Source organism: Bradyrhizobium sp. CCBAU 51627 (genome assembly GCF_028128765.1).
Classification (GTDB): Bacteria; Pseudomonadota; Alphaproteobacteria; order Rhizobiales; family Xanthobacteraceae; genus Bradyrhizobium.
Map to the genome: position 1 here is coordinate 1,364,106 of NZ_LBJG01000024.1, position 21,402 is coordinate 1,385,507.

Genomic DNA, 21,402 nt, shown 5'->3' on the forward strand with positions numbered 1-21,402 from the left:
AGAGCGTCAGAAGCCGTGGCTTCCTGAGCCCCGGCTCTGCGGAGCAGCGTTGCACGCCGCACCGCGTCCGGGACACGAGCCCTGTTTACTTGAACGGCAGGGCGTACATCAAGCCGCCCTTGCTCCAGAGGCCGTTGAGGCCGCGCTCGAGCTTGAGCGGGCTCGCCTTGCCGACGTTGCGCTCGTAGATCTCGCCGTAATTGCCGGCGGCCTTGATCGCCGCGGCCAGCCATTTGTTGTCGAGCCCGAGCCGCGAGCCGAGATCGCCGGAGCTGCCCAGCAGCCGCTGGATCGCCGGGGTCTGCGACTTCGTCATCTCGTCGACATTGGCTTGCGTCACGCCGAGCTCCTCGGCTTCGATCAGGCCGTAGTGCAGCCAGGTGATGATGTCGCTCCAGACTTCGTCACCGTTGCGGGTGAAGGGCCCGAGCGGCTCCTTGCTGATGGTCTGCGGCAGCACGACGTAGTCGGCCGGGTTCGGCGCCGCCGTGGTAACGGCGCCGGCGAGCGCGGAAGCGTCCTGGGTCATGGCATCGCAGCGGCCGCCGAAGAAAGTCTGGTACATGGTGTCGACGCGGTCGAACACCAGCGGCTTCCAGTCGATGCCATTGGCGCGGCCGTAATCGCCCAGTGTAACTTCGTGCGTGGTGCCCTGCGCAACGCAGACAGTGGCACCTTTGAGGTCCTTCAGCTCCTTCACGCCGAGATCCTTCTTCACGACGAAGCCCTGGCCGTCGTAGAAGTTGATCGGACCTTGGCGCAGGCCAAGCGTGACGCCGCGCAAATAGGTCTGCGTCGAGTTGCGGTAGAGCACGTCGATCTCGCCGGATTGCAGCGCAGTGAAACGGTTCTGCGCGGTCAGCGCCACGTAGCGCACCTTGTTGGGATCTCCCAACACGCCGGCCGCCAGTGCGCGGCAATAATCGACGTCGAGGCCCTTGTAGTTGCCTTGCGAGTCCGGCGCCGAAAAGCCGGCAAAGCCGGCGCTGACACCGCACACCAGCGTGCCGCGGCTCTTGACCGTGTCGAGCGTCGCCGCCGACGCGATTACCGTCGATGCCGCGAGTACGCCCGCGGCGATAACCACTTTCCTCATCATGCTACTCTCCCCTCAGTGATTGACACTACGCAACACGTTGTCGACGGCCGTGCCGAGCTTGTCGACGATCTGATCGATCTCGTCAGCGGACGCGATATAGGGCGGCGCCAGCAGCACGTGATCGCCGCGGACGCCGTCCACGGTGCCGCCGCCGGGATAGCAGCCGAGACCGTTGGCGAAGGCTTCCGCTTTGATCTTCTGATGAAGCTTGAGCGCCGGATCGAACGAGGCGCGGCTGGCGCGATCGGCGACGAGTTCGATCGCCCAGAACAGGCCGCGGCCCCTGATGTCGCCGACATGGCGGTGATTGCCGAAGCGTTCGGTGAGCCGCTGTTCGAGCTGCTTGCCACGTTCCCTGACGCGGTCGAGGAGGCGATCCTCGCGGATCACGGTCTGCACCGCGAGCGCCGCCGCGCAGGCGAGCGGATGCGCGAGATAGGTATGGCCGTGCTGGAACGCGCCCGAGCCTGAGCGGATGGTATCGATGATCTTGCCGCTCGCAAGCATCGCCCCGATCGGCTGGTAGCCGCCGCCGAGACCCTTTGCGATGGCCTGAATGTCCGGCGCGATACCCTCCTGCTGCCAGGCATGCGTGGTGCCGGTGCGGCCCATGCCGCACATGACCTCATCGAGGATGAGCAGTGCGCCATGCCGGTCGCAGATCTCGCGGACCGCCTTGAAGTAACCGTCCGGCGCGGTCACCGCGCCGGCGGTGGCGCCGACCACGGGTTCGGCGAGAAAAGCGGCCACGGTGTTCGGGCCAAGTCGCTGAAATTCGGCTTCGAGCTCCGCGGCGAGGCGTGCCACGAACTGCGCATCGGATTCGCCTTCGTGCTTCTCGTGGTAGGCAAAGGCCGGCGTCACATGGCTGAAAGCGGTCGAGAGCAGCGGTGCATAGGGCGCGCGGCGCCAGGCATTGCCGCCGGCGGCGAGCGCGCCGAGCGTGTTGCCATGATAGCTCTGTCGCCGCGCAATGAAATGCTCCCGCTGTGGCTCGCCGCGCTCGAGGAAATATTGCCGAGCCAGCTTGATGCTGGCTTCGATCGCTTCCGATCCGCCGCTGACGAAATACGCGTAGGCAAGACCGCCCGGCTCGTGGCCGACCAGAGCCTCCGCGAGTGCCTCGGCCGGCTCGGACGAGAAGAAGGCGGTGTGGGCATAGGCGAGGGTCGAAGCCTGCTTCGCCATTGCCGCGATCACGCGCGGGTGCTGATGGCCGAGGCAGGAGACCGCCGCGCCGCCGGACGCATCGATGATGCGGCGCCCGTCCTCGGCGAAGAGATAAACGCCCTCGCCGCCGATCGCCTTCGGCGGCGTCTCACGCAATGAGCGATGAAGCACGCGGCTGGTGCGGGTGCTCATGGGTCAACCTTTCTCTGAAACGTAGGTGGAAGCCGCAGCGAGCCGGGCCTCAGTGTCCTGAAGGCGCTTCCTGGCGGCGGCGCCGCCGAGCGAGAACGTCACCGCGGCCAGCGACTGCGCAATCGCGAGCGCGCCGGTAAGGCTCGGGAAGAAGCCCGGCGAGGAGGCTGCTTCGAACAGCAACACGTGATCGGCGCCTTCGGCCATCGGCGCGGCGAGGCTATCTGCGATCGCGATCAGCGTCGCGCCGGCGCGATAGGCAGCCTGTGCGACGCGGACGCTGGCATTTGTATAGGGCATGAAGCCGATGACGATCACGGCCTCGCCAGGTCGGAACGCGCCGAGATCGAGATCGTCGGGGCCGGAGGCGCCGACGATCTGCACCTGTTCGGGGCGGAACAGCCGGAGCTCGTAGTTGAGCAATTCCGCGACGCTGCGACAGCTGCGATAGCCGGCGATCCAGATCCGTTGTGCATCGTGGAGGCTGCGAGCCGCGTTCGCGATCGCGTGAGCCGAGATGCGCGGCAAGCCGGCGGCCTCGGCTTCGAGCTTGTCGGTGATGAGGGTGACGTCCGCGTTCGGGCCGTGGCGGCGGCCCTTCGCGCGCGCCGAAAAGGGCGCGGCCTGCGACGGTCGCCGAGCCTCGGTCAGCGCGGCGCGCAACTCGTCCCAGCCGGAATAGCCGATCGCCTTCGCGAGGCGCGTGAACGCGGCGGGATCGGCACCCGCTTCCGCAGCGAGATCGCGCATCGAACGGGTGGTGGCGTCGTAATCGTTGGCCGCGACGAAACGTCCGACCTCCTGCAAGCGCAGGGGCAGCGAGGGCAGTGCGATGCGGAGTTCGCTCAAAGGAGAGGATTTCGCGGGCTCGGCCATGAAACATTTGTTGCATGAATGGAAATTTGGTGCAACACTTGATGCGCGCCGCCGGAAATCGCTGTCTTTAGGAAGGATTTTTGTGCTGTGACCTCAGATGTTCGCAGGCCGCCGCCGCGCCTCAGCTTTTTCGGAGCGCTCGGCCCAAACCAGTTGAAGGGCCTGTTCTGGCAGGTCCTGGTGGTGGGCATCGCCATCGCCGTCGTTCTCTTCCTCTGGTCCAACACCGTCACCAACCTCTCGGCCCGCCGCATCACCACGGGCTTTGCTTTCCTCGGCCGAGAGGCCGGGATGCCGATCGCCGACAGCCTGCTGACGTATAATCCGAGAGACAGCTACCTCTGGGCGTTCGTCGTCGGCGTCGCCAATACGCTGCGGGTCGCAGTGATCGGCATCGTGCTTGCGACCATTCTGGGGACGCTGATCGGGATCTCGCGACTGTCGGCCAATTGGCTGCTGTCGCAGCTGGCCGCAGTTTATGTCGAAGTCCTGCGCGACATCCCGCTGCTGCTGCAATTGCTGTTCTGGTACGTGCTGATGCAGGCGCTGCCCGCCGCGCGCGCGGCGTGGCGGCCGGTCGAGGGCGTGTTCCTCTCCAATCGCGGCCTGATCCTGCCGGCGATCCCGATTGGCTCGCCGCAACTCTGGGTGCTCGGCACGGCCGTGCTGGGCTGCATTGCATTCTTTGCCATTCGGCGATGGCTGGTCGCCCAGCAGATGCGCGACGGCAAGCCGCGGCCTGCCTGGCCCTTTGCGCTCGGCCTCATCGTCGTGCTGCCGGCGGCGGTGTCGCTGTTGCTCGGAGTGTCCTGGAAGATCGAATGGCCGCAGTTGCGCGGGTTCAACTTCGTCGGCGGGCTGACGCTGGCGCCGGAATATTTCGCGCTTCTGATCGCGCTCGTCACCTACACCTCGGCCTTCATCGCCGAGATCGTGCGCAGTGGCATCCAGTCGGTGCCTCGCGGGCAGTGGGATGCCGCCAGCGCGCTCGGCCTGCGCCGCAGCTTCATGCTGCGACAGATCATCCTGCCGCAGGCACTGCGCGTGATCGTGCCGCCGATGACGAGCCAGTATCTGAATCTGACCAAGAACTCCTCGCTCGCGGTCGCGATCGGCTACCAGGACGTGGTCTCGATCGCCAACACCACGCTGAACCAGACCGGACAGGCGATCGAGGCGATCTCGCTGATCATGGCGGTCTTCCTCACCATCAGCCTCTCCATCAGCTTCTTCATGAACTGGTACAATGCGCGCATCGCGCTGGCGGAGCGTTGAGCATGACGGCGATCACCGACATGCCGGACGTGCCGCGCGCTCGCCGTCGTCAGATCGGCAACCCGGTGCTGCGCTGGCTGCGCGCCAATCTGTTCTCGTCGATTCCCAACGGCATCCTCACGCTTGTCTTGCTGGCTGTGCTGGCGAAAGGCGTGATCGGCTTCGTGCAATGGGGCGTCGCCAACGCGGTGTGGCTCACGCCGGCCAATGATTCCAGCGCCTGCAAGGCGGCGCGTGGCCTTGGCGCCTGCTGGGCGATCATCCCTGAAAAGTACCGCTTCATCCTGTTCGGTACTTACCCGTTTGATGAGCAATGGCGGCCCGCGCTGTCCGTCGTGCTGTTCATCGCGCTATTCTATCTCTCCACCCGCCGCGCGCTGTGGCGGCGCGAGCTTGGCCTCATCTGGATCGGCGTGCTCGCGCTGATCAGCGTGCTGATGTGGGGCGGTTTGTTCGGGCTTTCCTTCGTCTCGCAGGACCGCTGGGGCGGATTGCCGGTGACCCTGATCCTGGCGACGTTCGGATTGGCGTTCGGCTTCCCGCTCGGCATTCTGGTCGCGCTCGGCCGGCGCTCAAAGCTGCCGGCGATCCGTTCACTCTCGGTGCTCTATGTCGAGCTGATCCGCGGCGTGCCGCTGGTCAGTCTCCTGTTCATGGCGAGCGTGATGTTTCCGCTGTTCATGCCCAGCGGATTCAACATCGACAAGCTGCTGCGCGCACAGATCGCGATCATCCTGTTCGCGGGCGCTTATCTTGCCGAGGTGATCCGCGGCGGCCTTCAGGCGGTGCCGCGTGGGCAATATGAGGCGGCCGACGCGCTCGGACTGTCCTACTGGCGTAAGCAGCGGCTGGTGGTTCTGCCGCAGGCGATCCGTCACGTCATTCCGCCGCTGGTCAATACCTTCATCGCATTCTTCAAGGACACCAGCCTGGTGTTGATCATCGGCATCTTCGACCTGCTCACGACGGCGAAGACCGCGATCATCGATCCGGCCTGGCAGCAATTCTCGGTCGAGGTCTACATCTTCGTCGCCGCGATCTATTTCGTCTTCTGCTTTGCGATGTCGCGCTATAGCCGCAGCCTGGAGGCGAGGAGCAGGAGGTGACTCTCGTGTCCCGGACAAGGGGCAGCGCAATAGCGCTGCGCCGCGTCCGGGGCACGAGAGAAGTTACCCCTTCACCCTGGGATCGATCGGCGTCTGGCCGCGCAGGCCCAGAATGTCCTCCAGCACTTTCGCGCCTGCGATCACCTGTGCATCGGCGCGCGGCGCGCCGACCAACTGCACGCCAACCGGCAGGCCCGAGGCCGTGAAGCCACAGGGCAGCGACAGCGACGGGCAGCAGGCGAGCGTGATGGCGTAGACGATGCCGAGCCACTCGATGTAATTGTCGAAGCGCTTGCCCGCGCATTCGGCGACATAGCGGTGCTCGATCGGGAAGGGCGGCACGATCGTGGTCGGCGTCAGCAGCAGATCGTAGGTCTTGAAGAACTCGATCGCGCGTGCGGTCATGCCGACCCGCTGCGCCTCGGCGCGCGCGAGCTGCTCGACGGTGAGCTTGAGGCCTTCCTCGATGTTCCAGATCACTTCCGGCTTGAGCAGATCGCGCTTGGTGCGCAGCAGATTGGCCTTGGTGATCGCGAAGTCGAAGGCGCGCAGCACATGGAAGCATTCATGGGCCTGGCGCCAGTCCGGATGCGCCTCCTCGACGATCACTCCGGCCTCCGCAAAACGGTCGGCGGTCCTGCGCGTGATCGCCTTCACCTCGGGGTCAACAGGCGTGATGCCGAGATCGGGCGAATAAGCGATGCTCTTCGGCTTCTTGCCCGATTGCGCCGCCGACAGGAATGAGGTCGCAGGCGCCGGCAGCGACAGCGGATCGTCTGCATAATCGCCGCTCATGGCGTCCAACAGCAGCGCGAGGTCCTCGACGTTGCGGGCCATCGGTCCGACGACGCCGAGATTGCGATCAATGCTCGATTTGGGGGTATGCGCGACGCGGCCGATGCTCGGCCGCATGCCGACAATGCCGCAGAAGGCCGCGGGGCTGCGCAAGGAGCCGCCCATGTCGGAGCCCTGCGCGAGCCAGGCCATGCCGGTGGCGAGCGCCACCGCGGCGCCGCCGGAGGAGCCGGCCGCAGACTTGGTCGTATCCCAGGGATTGAGCGTCGCGCCGAACACTTCGTTGAAGGTATTGGCGCCGGCGCCGAATTCGGGCGTGTTGGATTTTGCGTAGACCACCGCGCCGTTGGCCTCGAGGTTCTCGACCATGAGGTCGGACGTCGCGGGAATGTTGTCCTTGAAGATCGGTGAGCCCTGGGTATTCAGCACGCCCGCGACATCGGTCAGATCCTTGATCGGCACCGGCAGGCCGGCGAGCAGCCCGCGCGCGCCGGCGGGCTTCTGCATCATCGCTTTCGCGCTGGCCCGTGCACGATCGAAGCAGAGCGTCGGCAGCGCGTTGACCTTGCCGTCCACCTCACTGATGCGCTTCTCCAGCACGTCCAGCAGTTCGAGCGGCGAGACGTCGCCGGACCGCAGCTTGTCGACCACGGCGCACGCGGTTTCGCGGATCAGATCCTGAGACAATTATGTTACTCCTATGCTTGTTCTAGGCTCCGTCATTGCGAGGAGCGAAGCGACGAAGCAATCCAGACTTTTTGCTGCGGATGCATTTCTGGATTGCTTCGCTTCGCTCGCAATGACGAGGGTGGAGTTAACCCCACCCCGCGCTGATGCCGCCGTCGACCGTGTAGATCACTCCGGACGTATAGCCGGCACGATCCGACGCAAGGAAGGCCATGAGGTCGCCGATCTCGCGCGCATGCGCGGGGCGGCCGAGCGGCAGGTCTTTCTGGAATTCCTTGTAGCGGCTCTCGTCGCCGAACTGGTGCTTGGCCCGCGTCTTCAGCAGCGTGACGTGACGGTCCGTGCCAACGGGGCCGGGATTGATGCCGACCACACGGATGTTGTCGGCGAGGCTCTTTCCCCCGAGCGCGCGGGTGAAGGCCATCAATGCGGCATTGCCGGCGCTGCCGCAAATGTAGTTGGCGTCGAACTTCTCGCCGGCTGCACCGATATCGTTGACGATGACGCCGCCGCCGCGCCCCTTCATCTGCGCGTAGATCTGCCGCGTGAGGTTGATATAGCCGAACACCTTCAATTCCCACGCGTGCCGCCAGGTCGCTTCGTCGATCTTGTCGATGGAGCCGCCGGGAATGTCGCCGGCATTGTTGACGAGCACGTCGATGTCGGCGGCTTCCCGGGTGAGCCGCGCGACGTCCTCGGGCTTGCGCAGATCCACGATACTCGTCGCAGCATCGATCTGGTGCGCCGACCGCAGGCGGTCGGCCAGCGCCTTGAGCTGGTCGCCGCTGCGCGCAGCGAGCAGGAGGTTTGCGCCTTCCTCGGCAAAAGCCTCGGCGGCGGCGGCGCCAATACCCTTGGACGCGCCTGTGATCAGAACGCGCTTGCCGCGCAGATGCAGATCCATGAGATGGTACTCGCAAGAAAGGAACAAGGATGAAATCAGTAGGCGCTTGGTCGCGCCATGGTCAACATTGCAGTGCAGCGTTGCACTCCCGCCGACTTTGGTCCATTGCAGTGCGGTCAAAAGCGGCGGGCTGCCGGATCAACCAGGGACGTTCTCGATGAGCAAGAAACAATATCGGATCGCGGTCATTCCCGGCGACGGCATCGGCAAGGAAGTGATGCCCGAAGGCCTGCGCGTTCTGGAGGCAGCCGCGAAGAAGCACGGCGTATCCCTGCAGTTCGATCATTTCGACTTCTCGTCCTGGGACTATTACGAGAAGCACGGCCAGATGATGCCGGACGACTGGAAAGAGAAGATCGGCAAGCACGACGCGATCTATTTCGGCGCAGTCGGCTGGCCGGCAAAAATTCCGGATCACGTCTCGCTGTGGGGCTCGCTGATCAAGTTCCGTCGCGAGTTCGACCAATACGTGAATTTGCGGCCCGTGCGCCTGATGCCCGGCGTGCCGTCGCCGCTCGCGAACCGCAAGCCCGGCGATATCGACTTCTGGGTGGTGCGCGAGAACACCGAAGGTGAATATTCGTCCGTCGGCGGCCGCATGTTCCCGGACACCGACCGCGAGTTCGTGACGCAGCAGACGGTGATGACCCGCACCGGCGTCGACCGCATCCTGAAATTCGCCTTCGAGCTCGCCCAGTCGCGGCCGAAGAAGCATCTGACCTCGGCGACGAAGTCGAACGGCATCTCCATCACGATGCCCTATTGGGACGAGCGCGTGGAGGCGATGGCCAAGAAGTTTCCGGGCGTGAAGTGGGACAAGTACCACATCGACATTCTCACGGCGAATTTCGTGCTGCATCCCGACTGGTTCGATGTTGTGGTCGGCTCGAACCTGTTCGGCGACATCCTGTCCGACCTCGGTCCGGCCTGCACCGGCACCATCGGCATCGCGCCCTCAGGCAACATCAATCCCGAGGGCGATTTCCCCTCAGTGTTCGAACCGGTGCACGGCTCGGCCCCTGACATCGCAGGGCAGGGCATCGCCAACCCGATCGGCATGATCTGGTCGGGCGCGATGATGCTCGAGCATCTCGGTGAAAAGGAAGCCGGCAAGTCGATCGTCGACGCCATCGAGCGCACACTCGCCGAACGCACGCTGCGCACCAAGGATCTCGGCGGCAATGCCGATACCACGGCGTGCGGCAAGGCGGTCGCGGATATGGTGGATTAGGTGTTGGTCTTCCCCTCTCCCCTTGTGGGAGAGGGTGGCTCGCCGCGATAGCGGCGAGCCGGGTGAGCGACTATCCTAACGGACAGTCTTGCAAGCGGCGACAACCCCTCATCCGGCGCTTCGCGCCACCTTCTCCCACAAGGGGAGAAGGGAAGAGGAGCGCCTCTGGCCCGCAATTAGCCCGCGATCGTCTCGATTGCCGCCTGATCCAGCCCGAACTTCTTGCCGGCCTCCAGAATCTCCTGCCACGTGGTCGGATCGACCGGAATGCCTTCGGCGAGCCGCTTCGTCTTGGTCTCGCGCTCGGGGTCGCCGGCGATTCTGACTTTATCGACGCCGGGGGCGGGCGGTGAGGCGGTGTGCCAGGCGACGAAGCTCTCGACCTCGCGCGCGAGGTTCTCGCCGGTGCCGAGCTTGTCGGGATCGATGACGATGGAAAGCATGCCGTTGAGGACGTTGTACTTGCCGTCGGACGGGCCCTTGACCACCTGGCCGCCGGAGAGCGCGCCGCCGAGAATTTCGCACACCAGCGCGAGCCCTGAACCCTTGTGCTCGCCGAACGGCAGGATGGCGCCGTGCGGCGGGATCACGGTGTAGCGCGGATTGGTGGTCGGCTTGCCTTCGTTGTCGATGATGGTGCCGGGCTCGAGCTCGACGCCCTTGTTGTGGGCGACGCGGGTCTTGCCTTGCGCGATCCTGCTGGTGGCGAAGTCGAGCACGATGGGGTCCTTGTCCCTGCGCGGAATGCCGACGCAGAACGGGTTGGTGCCGTGGCGCGCGTCGCTGCCGCCCCAGGGCGCCACGATCGGGCGCGAGATCACGTTGACGAAGTGGATCGAGACCAGCCCGTGATCGATGCACTGCTCGGCCCAATGGCCGATGCGACCGATATGGTGCGAGTTGGAAAGACCGACGAGGCACACGCCGTTGCGCTTGGCGCGCTCGGCCGCCAGCTCCATCGCTTCATGGCCGATCACCTGGCCGTAGCCGGTGAGGCCGTCGAGGGTGAGAAGCGGACCCGTGTCGAGCACAATCTTGACGTGCTGGTTCACGGCGAGGCCGCCATTCACGACGCTCTGGACATAGCGCGGGATCATGCCGACGCCGTGAGAGTCGTGTCCCCTCAGATTGGCCTCGACGAGATTGGTGGACACCAGCTCGGCTTCGCGGTCCGAGGAGCCGCCGGCCTTGACGATAGCGCGAATGGCGTTGGTGAGCGGTTCTGCCTTGACGGTGCGATAGTCGGCCATTGTTGTTGCTCTTATCCTTTCACGATCCGGCGACAATGGACCCATGCTGCTTCAATGAGGTTTACGCTCGCTTCCGGCGTGCGGAACGCCGAATGCGCCGACAGCGTCACGTTCGGAATCTTCGTCAGCGGATGGTCGGCTGGCAACGGCTCGATGTTGAAGACATCGAGGCCTGCGTGGCGGATGTGACCGGACTTCAGCGCGTCGATCATTGCCTGTTCGTCAACGATGGCGCCGCGCGCGGTGTTGATGAGGACGACGCCCGGTTTCATCTTGGCGATTGTCTCGCGCGTGACCATGCCGCGGGTCTCGTCATTGAGCAGCAGGTGTAGCGACACGACGTCGCTCTTCGCCAGCAGAGTATCGAGATCGGTGAACTCCACGCCTGGATGGCTCCTCGGCGAGCGGTTCCAGGCAATCACCTTCATGCCGCTGCCCGAGGCTATGCGCGCGACCTCGGCGGCGATGCCGCCGAATCCGATCAGGCCGAGCGTCTTGCCGGTGAGCTGCATGCCGTCCTCGCGCAGCCAGTTTCCGGCGCGCATCTCGCGGTCCATCATCGCGATGACGCGGGCCGAGGCCCACATCAGCGCAATCGCCGCTTCCGCCACCGCGGTGTCGCCGTAACCCTTGATCAGGTGCACGGAGATGCCGAGCTCGGCGAGCTCCTCCGGGTTCATGTAGCTGCGCGCGCCGGTGCCGAGGAATACGACGTGCTTCAGGCCTGTGCACCTCTTGGCGACCTCGGTCGGCAGTGCGGTGTGGTCCACGATCGCGATTTCGGCGCCGTCGAGAACTTCCGGATACTGCTCGGGCTTGATGTCGGGGTCCCTGTGGATCCGAATCCTGGGATCGCCTGGCTTCTCGAGCCGCTCCATGATCACGGCAAGGGCTTCGTTGGCGTCGACGAAAACTCCGCGCATGTCTCTCTCCGATCAGGACACGACGCCGGCGATCGCCAGCACGGTGTGCATCAGCACGTTGGTGCCCGCGGTGCAGTCGCCCTGCGTGGCATCTTCCAGTTCGTTGTGGCTGATGCCGTCCTTGCACGGCACGAACACCATGGCCGCCGGCATGACGGTGTTGAGATTGCAGGCATCGTGGCCGGCGCCGGAAGTTATCCGACGCGAGGAATAGCCGAGCGTCTTGGCCGCGTTCTCGACCGCTGCAATCAGCTTCGGATCGAAGTGCGTCGGCGGCTTGCGCCAGACGAGATCAATCTTGACCTCGACCTTGCGGCGCGCGGCGATCTCTGCAATCGCGGCGCGCAGGTCGCGGTCGAGCGCGTCCATGATGGCGCCGTCCGCGCTGCGGCAATCCATGGTGAAGGCGATCTCGCCGGGAATGACGTTGCGCGAGGGGTTCGCGATCACGGCCTCGCCGATGGTGCCGACCGCGTTCGGCCCGTGCTTTTTGGCAATCGCCTCCATCGCCAGTACGATCTCGGACAGCGTCGCCAGCGCATCGCGCCGCAGCGGCATCGGCGTCGAGCCGGCGTGGCTCTCGAAGCCGGAAATCCTGCCATCGTACCAGAGCACGCCCTGGCCGGAATCGACGACGCCGATGGTCTTGCCCTCGGCCTCCAGGATCGGGCCTTGCTCGATGTGCAGCTCGACGAAGCAGCCGAGCTTCTGGAAGCCGACCGGCTTGTCGCCGCGATAGCCGATGGCATCGAGCGCCTGACCGACGGTCGTGCCCTCGATATCCTTGCGCGACAGGATGTCGTCGGTGGTGAAGTCGCCGACGTAAGCGGCGGAGGCCATCATCGCCGGCGCAAAGCGTGAGCCTTCCTCGTTGGTCCAGTTGACGACGCAGATCGGAGCTTCGGTTTCGATGCCGGCGTCGTTCAGCGTGCGGATCACTTCGAGCGCGCCCAGCGTTCCCAGGATGCCGTCATACTTGCCGCCGGTCGGTTGGGTGTCGAGGTGCGAGCCGATGCCGACAGGCAGCTTCGACATGTCTCGGCCCTTGCGCAGGCCGAATTGCGAGCCGAGGGCATCGACATGCACTTCAAGCCCAGCCTCCTCACAGGCTTTTCGGAACCAGTCTCGAACCTGTTTGTCTTCGCTGCTGAGCGTCAATCGCCTTACGCCACCTTTGGCCGTCCCGCCGAACTGCGCGGTCTCGTGGATCGATCCCCAGAGGCGGGCGGAATCGATTTGCAGGTTTGTGGCGGCTCGGCTCATGCGGTCGGTCTCTCAGTTGTCGTTCCGGGTTCGATGCTGTCGCATCGCCCCGGATTGACGTTGAAGGTTGTCCGGCGCCTTTCTCAATGACGCGCCGCTGCGGCCGCGTCAACCGCGAGGCTGCTCTGCGCAATCTGCCGTGCCAGCTCGGCGACGCGCTCCACCGCGACGACGTCGGGCGAGGCGAGCCAGCTTGCGGTGAAGGTCAGCGGGGCGATCGCGAGATCGGTGTCGAGCAGTTGCAGTCGGCCGTCGGCGAGCTCGTTCTCGACGATGGCATCGGGGATCACGGCAATGCCGAGCCCCTCGACCGCCATGTGGATGACGGTGGCCAGCGAAGCGGAGGCATGCAGGCGGATCGGCGGCAGCTCAGGGCGGTCGAACACCTCGCGCACGGCCTCGTAAGGCTTGGTCTTGCGCGGGAAGGTGATGATCGGAAACCGCGCGAGATTGGAGAGCGTCGCCGGGCCGTCGCCGAGCCCGAGTGAGGGGCTCGCGAGAAAGCCGATCGGATAATCGGCGAGCACGCGGTTGTGCACGCCGGAGGCCGACAGCGGCCCGACCACGAAGGCCAGCTCGATCTCCTGCGCAAGCAGCCGTGCGGTGAGGTTCGGCGTGATGTCGACTTCGATCTCCAGCGACAGGTTCGGGTAGACCTCGTTCACACTCTTCACCAGTCGCGGGAGCCAGGTGTGCACGATGGTTTCCGCAACACCGAGCCGCATCACGCCGCGCATCGCCGAACGGTCGCCGATCTCCGCCATCATCGCGGCGCGGAGGCCGATCAGTTTTTCCGCATAGACCATCATCTGCCGTCCGCTCGGGGTGGGCGACGCTACGCGGTGATCGCGGTTCAGGAGCTTCACGCCCATCTCGCGTTCGAGCTGGGCGATGCGCTGGGAGATCGCCGGCTGGGTCGTATTGAGCCGTGCTGCCGCGCCGCGGAAGCTGCCAAGCTTCACAACCCAGAGGAAGGTTTCGATCGATCTGAAGTCCAGCATTGGAAGGATGTTCCAAATCGATAAAATGAATTTATCGATATCGATTAGAAAGGAAGATTAGACTTTATAGCACGCTTGGTGTTGGCTGTCTTTGTCGAGTTTATAGGCAGGTCGATCGCATGACTGTTTTGGTGGCAGCGCAGCAAACTGAAACGCCTGACACGCTCCCCAGCCGCCAGGCGCGGCTCGCCTACCGCAGCGGCCAGGTCGGCTCGACCGCCGGGGTTGCCCCCGGCTTCGTCCAGGGCAATCTGGCGATCCTGCCGGCGGAATACGCCAGCGCCTTTCACCGCTTCTGTCAGCTCAATCCGAAACCGTGCCCGATCATCGGTATGTCGGATGTGGGCAGCCCGCACATTCCCGCGCTCGGCGCCGATCTCGACATTCGCACCGATGTGCCGCGCTACCGCGTGTGGCGCGATGGCGAAGTCGTCGATGAGCCCACCGACATCACCAGCTACTGGCGCGACGACCTCGTGACCTTCGTGCTCGGCTGCTCGTTTTCGTTTGAAGAGGCTCTGCTCGAGGAGGGCATGCCGATCCGGCATATCGAGCAGAACGTGCGCGTGCCGATGTACCGCACCAACATCGCCTGCGGCGTGTCGGGTCCGTTCGCGGGACCGATGGTCGTCTCGATGCGCCCGTTCAAGCCGGCCGATGCGATCCGCGCGGTGCAGATCACCTCTCGCTATCCGGCCGTGCACGGCGCGCCCGTGCATCTCGGTCATCCGCATCTGATCGGCATCAAGGATATTGCCAAGCCCGACTATGGTGATCCCGTGCCTGTCGCCGACGACGAGATCCCGGTGTTCTGGGCCTGCGGCGTGACGCCGCAATCGGTGATCAATGCCGCAAAACTTCCGTTCGCGATCACGCATTCGCCCGGCCTGATGCTGGTGACGGATCTCAAGAACAGGGCCATGGCCGTGATTTAGTGGGCAGCGTCTGCTGCTTCTTCGAGCTTTACCGCATCCACCAATCGCTTCATTCGATCAGCCGAAATTCAGGAACAGGGGACTTTGCCATGACAATCACTCGCCGCGACGTGCTGCTGGGAGCCACCGCCACTGCCGCGCTGGTGCCGCTAGCGGCGCGGGCCCAGAGCTCCGAAGTCGTGATCGGCGTGATCTATCCGTTCTCCGGCGGCAGTGCGCAGCAGGGCGTCGACGCGCAGAAGGCCTATGAGACCGCGCTCGAGGTCATCAACAAGAGCGCCGATTTCGACCTGCCGCTGGCGAAGGGCGAGGGCCTGCCCGGCCTCGGCGGCGCCAAGATCCGTCTTGTCTTCGCCGACCACCAGGCCGATCCGCAGAAGGGCCGCGCCGAAGCCGAGCGCCTGATCACGCAGGAGAAGGTCTGCGCCATCATCGGCACCTACCAGAGCGCGGTTGCCGTCACCGTCAGCCAGATCTGCGAGCGCTACCAGATCCCGTTCGTCTCGGCCGACAACTCCTCGCCCAGCCTGCATCGCCGCGGCCTCAAATATTACTTCCGCGCCGCCCCGCATGACGAGATGTATTCGGCGGCAATGTTCGACTTCTTCGACGCCATGAAGAAAAAGGGCACCAAGATCGAGACGCTGTCGCTGTTCCACGAAGATACGATCTTCGGCACCGATTCCGGCAATGCCCAGACCAAGATCGCCAGCGAACGCGGCTACAAGATCGTCACCGACATCAAGTACCGCGCCAACTCGCCCTCGCTCTCGGCCGAGGTGCAGCAGCTCAAGACCGCCAACGCCGATGTGCTGATGCCTTCGAGCTACACCACCGACGGCATTCTGCTGGTCAAGACCATGGCCGAGCTCGGCTACAAGCCGAACGCGATCGTGGCGCAGGACGCCGGCTTCTCCGAGAAGGCGCTCTATGATGCCGTCGGCGACAAGCTCGAAGGCGTGATCTCGCGCGGCACCTTCTCGCTGGATCTCGCGCAGAAGCGCCCGATGGTCGGCAAGATCAACGAGATGTTCAAGGCCCGTTCGGGCAAGGATTTCAACGACCTCACCTCGCGCCAGTTCATGGGCCTGATCATTCTGGCGGATGCCATCAGCCGTGCCAAGTCGACTGACGGCGAGAAGATCCGCGATGCGCTCGCCGCAACCGACATCCCGGGCGAGCAGACCATCATGCCCTGGAAGCGCGTCAAGTTCGACGAGATGGGCCAGAACAACGACGCCGACCCGGTACTGCTGCAATATGTCGGCGGCAAGTTCGTCACCATCTTCCCGCCGCAGGCCGCGATCGCGGAAGCGATCTGGCCGATGAAGTAAGCGGGGCAGGAACCAAGCACCTTGGCAGTCTAGCCAATCGAGCTGCCTCCCCGCGACGTCATTGCGAGCGAAGCGAAGCAATCCAGAAATGTATCCACGGGGACACTCTGGATTGCTTCGTCGCAAGGGCTCCTCGCAATGACGGAGGAGGTAGCTTCGGCTCTCATTCTGAGCGAATCTCGGGGGACGATACAATGACAGCCCAAGCCATTATCCAGAGTCTCGCGAGCGGCCTTCTCATGGGCCTTCTCTACGGATTGATCGCGGTCGGCCTCGCGCTGATCTTCGGCCTGATGGACGTCACGAACTTCGCCCATGGCGAGTTCCTGATGATCGCGATGTACGTGTCGTTCTTCCTGTTCACGTTCTTCGCCATCGACCCCTTGCTCTCGGCGCCGCTGGTCGCCGCGGCGATGTTCGTGTTCGGAGCGGTAATCTACCTATTGATTGTACGCTTTGCGATGCGGGCCAAGACCAATGCCGGTATGGTGCAGATCTTCACCACGTTCGGCCTGGCCATCGTCTTGCGCGGCCTGGCACAGTTTTTCTTCACGCCCGACTATCGCAGCATTCCGCAGTCCTGGCTCGGCGGCAAAACCATCTCGTTTGCCGGCATCTTCCTGCCGGAGCCGCAACTGGTCGGCGCGCTGGTCTCGATCGCTGCGTTTGCCGGCCTCTATTTCTTCATTCACCGCACCGACTTCGGCCGCGCGCTGGAAGCCACCCGTGAAGATCCCGGCGCGGTCGCACTGGTCGGCATCGACAAGAACCGCGTGTTCGCCTTCGGCTGGGGTCTCGGCGCCGGGCTGGTCGGCCTCGCCGGCGCGATCATGGCGGTGTTCTTCTACATATATCCCGATGTTGGTGCGTCCTTCGCGCTGATTGCCTATGTCACCGTGGCGCTCGGTGGCTTCGGCAGCGTGTTCGGAGCCTTTGCCGGCGGCATCATCGTCGGCCTGGTCGAGGCGATGACCGCTTTGATGCTGCCGCCCTCGCTGAAGTCGGTCGGCATCTATGCGGTTTACCTGCTCGTCGTCTTCATCCGGCCGCGTGGCCTGTTCGGGTCGATGTGATGGACAGGAATTTTGCCGCGCGGCGCCGCCGCGATCTGATCGTCGCCGCGGTACTGGCTGCACTCGCAGCGCTTGCCCCGCTATTCGTGAAGGATGTCTACGTCCAGAACATCCTGATCCTGACGCTGATGTATGCGGCGCTGTCGCAGAGCTGGAACATTCTGTCCGGTTATTGCGGGCAGATCTCGCTCGGTCACGCACTCTATTTCGGCATCGGCGCCTACACCACCGAGCTCCTGTTCACCAAGTTCGGCGTGTTGCCCTGGTTCGGCATGCTCGCCGGCGGCGCGATTGCGGCTGTGATTGCGATGGGACTCGGCTATCCCTTCTTCCGGCTGCGTGGCCATTACTTCGTGATTGCGACGATCGTGATTGCCGAGATCGGGCTGCTGCTGTTCCAGAACTGGGAGTGGGCGGGGGCAGCGATGGGCATCACCATTCCCGTGCGCGGCGACAGCTGGCTGAAATTCCAGTTCATGCGCAGCAAGCTGCCGTACTTCTATTTCGCGTTGGCGCTGTGCTGCCTCGCCTGGTTCGTCACCTGGTGGCTTGAGGACTCCAAATGGGGATTCTGGTGGCGCGCGGTGAAGGACAACCCGGAAGCGGCCGAGAGCCTCGGCGTCGTCGTGTTCAATTCCAAGATGGGCGCGGCAGCCGTCTCCGCCTTCCTGGTCGCCATCGGCGGCGCCTTCTATGCGCAGTTTCTCGCTTATATCGATCCCGAGAGCGTGATGGGCTTCCAGTTCTCGCTTTTGATGGCGTTGCCGGCCGTGCTCGGCGGCATCGGCACACTCTGGGGCCCCGTGCTTGGAGCGGCCATCCTGATCCCGATGACGGAGCTGACGCGCTCCTTTATCGGCGGCTCCGGCCGCGGCGTCGATCTCATCGTTTACGGCACGTTGATCGTCTTGATCGCGCTGGCGCTGCCGCAGGGACTGGTCAGCTTGTTCTCCCGTTCGAAAGCGAAGGGAGCTACGCGATGACCGCGCTCCTTGAAACCCGCGGCGTCTGGCAGCGCTTCGGCGGTCTCATCGCCAACAGCGATGTCTCGATCTCCGTCGGCCGCGGCGAGATCGTCGGACTGATCGGGCCCAACGGCGCGGGCAAGTCGACGCTGTTCAATTTGATCGCCGGCGTCCTGCCGCCGACGCAGGGCTCGATCTGGTTCGACGGCGAGGATGTCACCCACATGCCCGCGGCCGAGCGGTGCCAGCGCGGCGTCGGTCGCACCTTCCAGGTGGTCAAGAGCTTCGAGACCATGACTGTGATCGACAACGTCATCGTTGGCGCGCTGGTGCGCAACACGGTGATGCGCGAGGCGCGCCGCAAGGCGTATGAGGTGCTGGAGTTCACCGGCCTTGCTCCCCGCGCCGGCGTGCTCGCAAGCGACCTCGTGCCGGCCGAGAAGCGCCGCCTCGAAGTGGCCCGTGCGCTTGCGACCGAACCGAAATTGCTGCTGCTCGATGAAGTCCTCACCGGCCTCACGCCGACCGAGGCGCAGACCGGCGTGGCGTTGGTGCGAAAAGTCCGCGATGCCGGCATCACCGTGCTGATGGTCGAGCACGTCATGGAGATCGTCATGCCGCTGGTCGATCGCGCCATCGTGCTCGACCTCGGCAAGGTCCTGGTCGAGGGCAAGCCATCTGATGTCGTCCGCGATCCCAAGGTGATCAAGGCATATCTGGGAGATCGTCATGCTGTCGGTGCATGAAGTCACGACCGCCTATCAGGGCCTGGTCGCGATCTCCGCGGTCAGCATCGAGGTCACCAAGGGCGAGATCGTCTGTGTTGCCGGTGCCAACGGGGCCGGCAAGTCGACGTTGCTGAAGTCGATCGCCGGTGCCGAGCGTCCGCGCTCGGGCACCGTGACGTTCGACGGCAAGCGGCTCAACGGCATGGCGCAGCACCACATCACGGCGGCCGGCATCGCCTATGTACCGGAGAATCGCCGGCTGTTTCCGCGCCTGTCGGTGCGCGACAATCTGCGCCTCGGCAGCTTTCTCTATCGCGGCGAGGCCGATCGCGAGGGGCCGCTGGAGCTTGTCTTCGAGCTTTTTCCGCGCCTGTCCGAACGTCTCGAGCAGCGCGCAGAGACGCTCTCCGGCGGCGAGCAGCAGATGCTGGCGATCGGTCGCGCGCTGATGACGCGCCCGCGGCTGTTGATGCTGGACGAGCCTTCGCAGGGCATCATGCCTAAACTCGTCGACGAGATTTTCCAGGCGGTGCTGCGCATTCGCGATGCCGGCATGACGGTGCTGATCGTGGAGCAGCGCATGGCCGAGTGCCTCGAGATCGCCGACCGCGCCTACATTCTGCAAACCGGCCGCGTGCTGATGCAGGGCCCGGCTGCGGAGATCAAGGGCAATCCCGACGTGAGGAAGGCGTATCTGGGGCTGTAGGCCTCAACTGTTGGGTACGCTCGCGCAACCGATTCGGTGTCATCGCCCGACTTGATCGGGCGATCCAGTACTCCGAGACGTAAGAGATATACAGAGAAGCCGCGGTGTACTGGATTCCCCGCCTTCGCGGGGAATGACAGCGGTGGGTGAGGGGCGCTGGTGCACTCTGCAGCAACACTCAGTGCTCGTGCCCATGCTCCGGCAGCGTCACCCCGAACACCTTCACCAGAGCCGTGACCTGCTCCGGCGACAGATACCGCGGGTTCATCCCGCGCAGCAGCAGATACAGCTTTGCCGTCTCCTCCAGCTCCTCTGTCGCGAAAACCGCCGCTTCCAGCGTGTCGCCGGCGACAACAGGGCCATGATTGGCAAGCAGCACGGATGAATATTTCCCGGCCAGCCCCTTGATCGCACCCGCGACCGCCGGATCGCCAGGGCGGTAATACGGCACGAGCGCGGTGGCGCCGCATTTCATCAGGTAATAGGCCGTCATCGGCGGCAGCACGGCGCGCGGGTCGATCTCAGGCAGCATCGAGAGTGCGACCGAATGCGTGGAATGCAGATGCACGATCGCGCGTGCGTTGCCGCGGGTGTCATAGAGCGCGGTGTGCAGGGGAACTTCCTTGGTCGGCGCATCGCCCGACACCAGCCGGCCCTGCTCGTCCAACCGGGACAATTTCGCGGGATCAAGGAAGCCGAGCGAGGCGTTGGTCGGCGTCACCAGCCAGCCGCCGCCATCCAGCCTGACGCTGATGTTGCCGGAGGAGCCCGGCGTCAGCCCACGCTCGAACAGGGACCGTCCGAACCGGCAGATATCCTCGCGCAGCCTTGTCTCGTTGCTCGTTTCAGTTCTCATGGCCGTCATGCCCGCTTGTCTCACGCTTTGGCAGCGCGGCCAAGCCGTGTTATTCGAGATCAAGCCGTCGCAAAGGCCGGCCGTCCAGGAAACGTTCGCAAGGGTTAGTTGCATGTCCGCCTCCACGTCACCAAATCAGCGCATCGCGGTCATCGGGCTTGGCTCGATGGGATACGGCATGGCGACATCGCTGAAGCGTGCCGGCCACGCCGTGACCGGCTGCGACGTTTCGGCGGACGCCGTCGCGCGTTTTGTGAAGGAGGGCGGCACCGGCGCGAGGACGCCGGCCGAAGCCGCCAAGGATGCCGACATCGTCGTCAGCGTCGTCGTCAATGCCGCCCAGACCGAAGCGATCCTGTTCGGGAAGGACGGTGTCGCCGAGACCCTCCCGAAGGATGGTGTCTTCATCTCATCCGCCACCATGGATCCCGACGTCGCCCGGCGCCTCGCGAAACAGTTGGAAACGACCGGCCGGCATTACCTGGATGCGCCGATCTCCGGCGGCGCGCAGCGGGCGGCCCAAGGCGAGCTGACGATCCTCGCTTCAGGCAGCCCGGCTGCTTTTGCGAAAGCGCGCCCCGCCCTCGATGCCATGGCCGCAAAGCTGTACGAGCTCGGCGATGCCGCCGGCCAGGGCGCCGCCTTCAAGATGATCAACCAGTTGCTGGCCGGCGTGCATATCGCCGCTGCCAGCGAGGCGATGGCGTTCGCGGCCAAGCAGGGTCTCGACATCCGCAAGGTCTATGAGGTGATCACGGCCTCTGCCGGCAATTCATGGATGTTCGAGAACCGCATGCCGCATGTGCTCGATGGCGACTACACGCCGCGCAGTGCAGTGGAGATCTTCGTCAAGGACCTCGGCATCATCCAGGACATGGCGCGCAGCGCCAGATTCCCCGTGCCGGTCTCTGCCGCGGCCCTCCAGATGTTCCTGATGACATCGGCTGCCGGCATGGGCCGCGATGATGATGCGTCCGTGGCGCGCATGTATGCGCAGGTCACAGGCGTCAAGCTGCCGGGCGACAAGTAGAAG

At 64.5% G+C, this 21,402-nt stretch carries 20 protein-coding genes; 10 read left to right on the top strand and 10 right to left on the bottom strand.

Going from position 1 to position 21,402, the window contains the following annotated elements; all coding sequences use genetic code 11:
* Positions 1-85: 85 nt before the first annotated feature.
* Genes XH88_RS21235 through XH88_RS21245 form a run of 3 tightly spaced genes read right to left on the bottom strand, consistent with a single transcriptional unit; the run spans position 86 to position 3,337 of the window.
* Entirely contained in the window at positions 86-1,099 is a 1,014-nt protein-coding gene (locus XH88_RS21235; RefSeq protein ID WP_271670186.1) for an amino acid ABC transporter substrate-binding protein, read from the bottom strand.
* 12 nt (positions 1,100-1,111) lie between these two features.
* Positions 1,112-2,461, bottom strand: a complete 1,350-nt coding sequence (locus XH88_RS21240; RefSeq protein WP_271670187.1) for an aspartate aminotransferase family protein — start codon at positions 2,459-2,461, stop codon at positions 1,112-1,114.
* 3 nt (positions 2,462-2,464) lie between these two features.
* Positions 2,465-3,337, bottom strand: coding sequence for a MurR/RpiR family transcriptional regulator (locus XH88_RS21245; RefSeq protein ID WP_271670188.1), 873 nt, complete (start codon positions 3,335-3,337; stop codon positions 2,465-2,467).
* 87 nt (positions 3,338-3,424) lie between these two features.
* Here XH88_RS21245 and XH88_RS21250 point away from each other — a divergent pair, with 87 nt between their 5' ends.
* Together XH88_RS21250 and XH88_RS21255 are read left to right on the top strand one after the other, a co-directional pair.
* The gene (locus XH88_RS21250) at positions 3,425-4,612 is read left to right on the top strand and encodes an amino acid ABC transporter permease (protein WP_271670189.1); all 1,188 of its coding nucleotides are present in this window, start codon (positions 3,425-3,427) and stop codon (positions 4,610-4,612) included.
* Positions 4,613-4,614: 2 nt separating this feature from the next.
* The gene (locus tag XH88_RS21255; protein ID WP_271670190.1) at positions 4,615-5,718 is read left to right on the top strand and encodes an amino acid ABC transporter permease; all 1,104 of its coding nucleotides are present in this window, start codon (positions 4,615-4,617) and stop codon (positions 5,716-5,718) included.
* A gap of 63 nt (positions 5,719-5,781) precedes the next feature.
* On the opposite strand, the gene XH88_RS21260 is transcribed toward XH88_RS21255, so the two are convergent.
* Together XH88_RS21260 and XH88_RS21265 are read right to left on the bottom strand one after the other, a co-directional pair.
* Entirely contained in the window at positions 5,782-7,200 is a 1,419-nt protein-coding gene (locus XH88_RS21260; protein WP_271670191.1) for an amidase, read from the bottom strand.
* A 127-nt stretch (positions 7,201-7,327) separates the two neighbouring features.
* Positions 7,328-8,104 (bottom strand): SDR family oxidoreductase, encoded by a 777-nt coding sequence (locus tag XH88_RS21265; RefSeq protein ID WP_271670192.1) that lies wholly within the window; start codon positions 8,102-8,104, stop codon positions 7,328-7,330.
* A gap of 157 nt (positions 8,105-8,261) precedes the next feature.
* Between XH88_RS21265 and XH88_RS21270 the strand changes: the two genes are divergently transcribed.
* Complete coding sequence (locus XH88_RS21270; protein WP_271670193.1) at positions 8,262-9,335, top strand: tartrate dehydrogenase; 1,074 nt, start codon at positions 8,262-8,264, stop codon at positions 9,333-9,335.
* Positions 9,336-9,511: 176 nt separating this feature from the next.
* Here the strand turns inward: XH88_RS21270 and XH88_RS21275 are convergent, their stop codons facing one another.
* From XH88_RS21275 to XH88_RS21290, 4 genes are all read right to left on the bottom strand, one after another.
* The gene (locus tag XH88_RS21275) at positions 9,512-10,585 is read right to left on the bottom strand and encodes a malate/lactate/ureidoglycolate dehydrogenase (RefSeq protein WP_271670194.1); all 1,074 of its coding nucleotides are present in this window, start codon (positions 10,583-10,585) and stop codon (positions 9,512-9,514) included.
* Between the two features lie 11 nt (positions 10,586-10,596).
* Positions 10,597-11,508 carry an NAD(P)-dependent oxidoreductase gene (locus tag XH88_RS21280; RefSeq protein ID WP_271670195.1) on the bottom strand — a complete coding sequence of 304 codons (912 nt, stop codon included), beginning with the start codon at positions 11,506-11,508 and terminating at the stop codon, positions 10,597-10,599.
* Positions 11,509-11,520: 12 nt separating this feature from the next.
* Entirely contained in the window at positions 11,521-12,771 is a 1,251-nt protein-coding gene (locus XH88_RS21285) for a Zn-dependent hydrolase (RefSeq protein ID WP_271670196.1), read from the bottom strand.
* Positions 12,772-12,854: 83 nt separating this feature from the next.
* The gene (locus XH88_RS21290) at positions 12,855-13,772 is read right to left on the bottom strand and encodes a LysR family transcriptional regulator (RefSeq protein WP_271670197.1); all 918 of its coding nucleotides are present in this window, start codon (positions 13,770-13,772) and stop codon (positions 12,855-12,857) included.
* Positions 13,773-13,891: 119 nt separating this feature from the next.
* Between XH88_RS21290 and XH88_RS21295 the strand changes: the two genes are divergently transcribed.
* The 6 genes from XH88_RS21295 to XH88_RS21320 all read left to right on the top strand — a co-directional run bounded on the left by XH88_RS21295 (position 13,892) and on the right by XH88_RS21320 (position 19,513).
* Entirely contained in the window at positions 13,892-14,707 is an 816-nt protein-coding gene (locus XH88_RS21295) for a putative hydro-lyase (RefSeq protein WP_271670198.1), read from the top strand.
* An 89-nt stretch (positions 14,708-14,796) separates the two neighbouring features.
* Complete coding sequence (locus tag XH88_RS21300) at positions 14,797-16,041, top strand: ABC transporter substrate-binding protein (RefSeq protein ID WP_271670199.1); 1,245 nt, start codon at positions 14,797-14,799, stop codon at positions 16,039-16,041.
* 194 nt (positions 16,042-16,235) lie between these two features.
* The gene (locus XH88_RS21305; protein WP_092296099.1) at positions 16,236-17,114 is read left to right on the top strand and encodes a branched-chain amino acid ABC transporter permease; all 879 of its coding nucleotides are present in this window, start codon (positions 16,236-16,238) and stop codon (positions 17,112-17,114) included.
* Positions 17,114-18,097, top strand: coding sequence for a branched-chain amino acid ABC transporter permease (locus XH88_RS21310; RefSeq protein WP_271670200.1), 984 nt, complete (start codon positions 17,114-17,116; stop codon positions 18,095-18,097). The genes XH88_RS21305 and XH88_RS21310 overlap by 1 nt, the downstream gene beginning before the upstream one ends.
* Positions 18,094-18,825 (top strand): ABC transporter ATP-binding protein, encoded by a 732-nt coding sequence (locus XH88_RS21315; protein WP_271670201.1) that lies wholly within the window; start codon positions 18,094-18,096, stop codon positions 18,823-18,825. Before XH88_RS21310 ends, XH88_RS21315 begins: the two co-directional genes overlap by 4 nt.
* A complete protein-coding gene (locus XH88_RS21320) occupies positions 18,809-19,513 on the top strand; it encodes an ABC transporter ATP-binding protein (protein WP_271670202.1) in 705 nt (234 codons plus the stop codon). The genes XH88_RS21315 and XH88_RS21320 overlap by 17 nt, the downstream gene beginning before the upstream one ends.
* 178 nt (positions 19,514-19,691) lie before the next feature.
* On the opposite strand, the gene otnC is transcribed toward XH88_RS21320, so the two are convergent.
* Positions 19,692-20,378, bottom strand: a complete 687-nt coding sequence (gene otnC, locus XH88_RS21325; protein WP_271670203.1) for a 3-oxo-tetronate 4-phosphate decarboxylase — start codon at positions 20,376-20,378, stop codon at positions 19,692-19,694.
* A gap of 103 nt (positions 20,379-20,481) precedes the next feature.
* Between otnC and ltnD the strand changes: the two genes are divergently transcribed.
* Entirely contained in the window at positions 20,482-21,399 is a 918-nt protein-coding gene (gene ltnD, locus XH88_RS21330) for an L-threonate dehydrogenase (protein ID WP_271670204.1), read from the top strand.
* The last annotated feature ends 3 nt before the right edge of the window (positions 21,400-21,402 follow it).

What these genes read in the sequence shown, in the direction of transcription:
- XH88_RS21240 (WP_271670187.1), bottom strand. Translation starts at nt 2,461, where the DNA reads ATGAGCACCCGCACCAGCCGCGTGCTTCATCGCTCATTGCGTGAGACG.
- XH88_RS21255 (WP_271670190.1), top strand. Translation starts at nt 4,615, where the DNA reads ATGACGGCGATCACCGACATGCCGGACGTGCCGCGCGCTCGCCGTCGT.
- XH88_RS21275 (WP_271670194.1), bottom strand. Translation starts at nt 10,585, where the DNA reads ATGGCCGACTATCGCACCGTCAAGGCAGAACCGCTCACCAACGCCATT.
- XH88_RS21305 (WP_092296099.1), top strand. Translation starts at nt 16,236, where the DNA reads ATGACAGCCCAAGCCATTATCCAGAGTCTCGCGAGCGGCCTTCTCATG.
- ltnD (WP_271670204.1), top strand. Translation starts at nt 20,482, where the DNA reads ATGTCCGCCTCCACGTCACCAAATCAGCGCATCGCGGTCATCGGGCTT.
- XH88_RS21265 (WP_271670192.1), bottom strand. Translation starts at nt 8,104, where the DNA reads ATGGATCTGCATCTGCGCGGCAAGCGCGTTCTGATCACAGGCGCGTCC.
- XH88_RS21290 (WP_271670197.1), bottom strand. Translation starts at nt 13,772, where the DNA reads ATGCTGGACTTCAGATCGATCGAAACCTTCCTCTGGGTTGTGAAGCTT.
- XH88_RS21300 (WP_271670199.1), top strand. Translation starts at nt 14,797, where the DNA reads ATGACAATCACTCGCCGCGACGTGCTGCTGGGAGCCACCGCCACTGCC.
- XH88_RS21310 (WP_271670200.1), top strand. Translation starts at nt 17,114, where the DNA reads ATGGACAGGAATTTTGCCGCGCGGCGCCGCCGCGATCTGATCGTCGCC.
- XH88_RS21320 (WP_271670202.1), top strand. Translation starts at nt 18,809, where the DNA reads ATGCTGTCGGTGCATGAAGTCACGACCGCCTATCAGGGCCTGGTCGCG.
- XH88_RS21270 (WP_271670193.1), top strand. Translation starts at nt 8,262, where the DNA reads ATGAGCAAGAAACAATATCGGATCGCGGTCATTCCCGGCGACGGCATC.
- otnC (WP_271670203.1), bottom strand. Translation starts at nt 20,378, where the DNA reads ATGACGGCCATGAGAACTGAAACGAGCAACGAGACAAGGCTGCGCGAG.
- XH88_RS21245 (WP_271670188.1), bottom strand. Translation starts at nt 3,337, where the DNA reads ATGGCCGAGCCCGCGAAATCCTCTCCTTTGAGCGAACTCCGCATCGCA.
- XH88_RS21295 (WP_271670198.1), top strand. Translation starts at nt 13,892, where the DNA reads ATGACTGTTTTGGTGGCAGCGCAGCAAACTGAAACGCCTGACACGCTC.
- XH88_RS21280 (WP_271670195.1), bottom strand. Translation starts at nt 11,508, where the DNA reads ATGCGCGGAGTTTTCGTCGACGCCAACGAAGCCCTTGCCGTGATCATG.
- XH88_RS21235 (WP_271670186.1), bottom strand. Translation starts at nt 1,099, where the DNA reads ATGATGAGGAAAGTGGTTATCGCCGCGGGCGTACTCGCGGCATCGACG.
- XH88_RS21285 (WP_271670196.1), bottom strand. Translation starts at nt 12,771, where the DNA reads ATGAGCCGAGCCGCCACAAACCTGCAAATCGATTCCGCCCGCCTCTGG.
- XH88_RS21315 (WP_271670201.1), top strand. Translation starts at nt 18,094, where the DNA reads ATGACCGCGCTCCTTGAAACCCGCGGCGTCTGGCAGCGCTTCGGCGGT.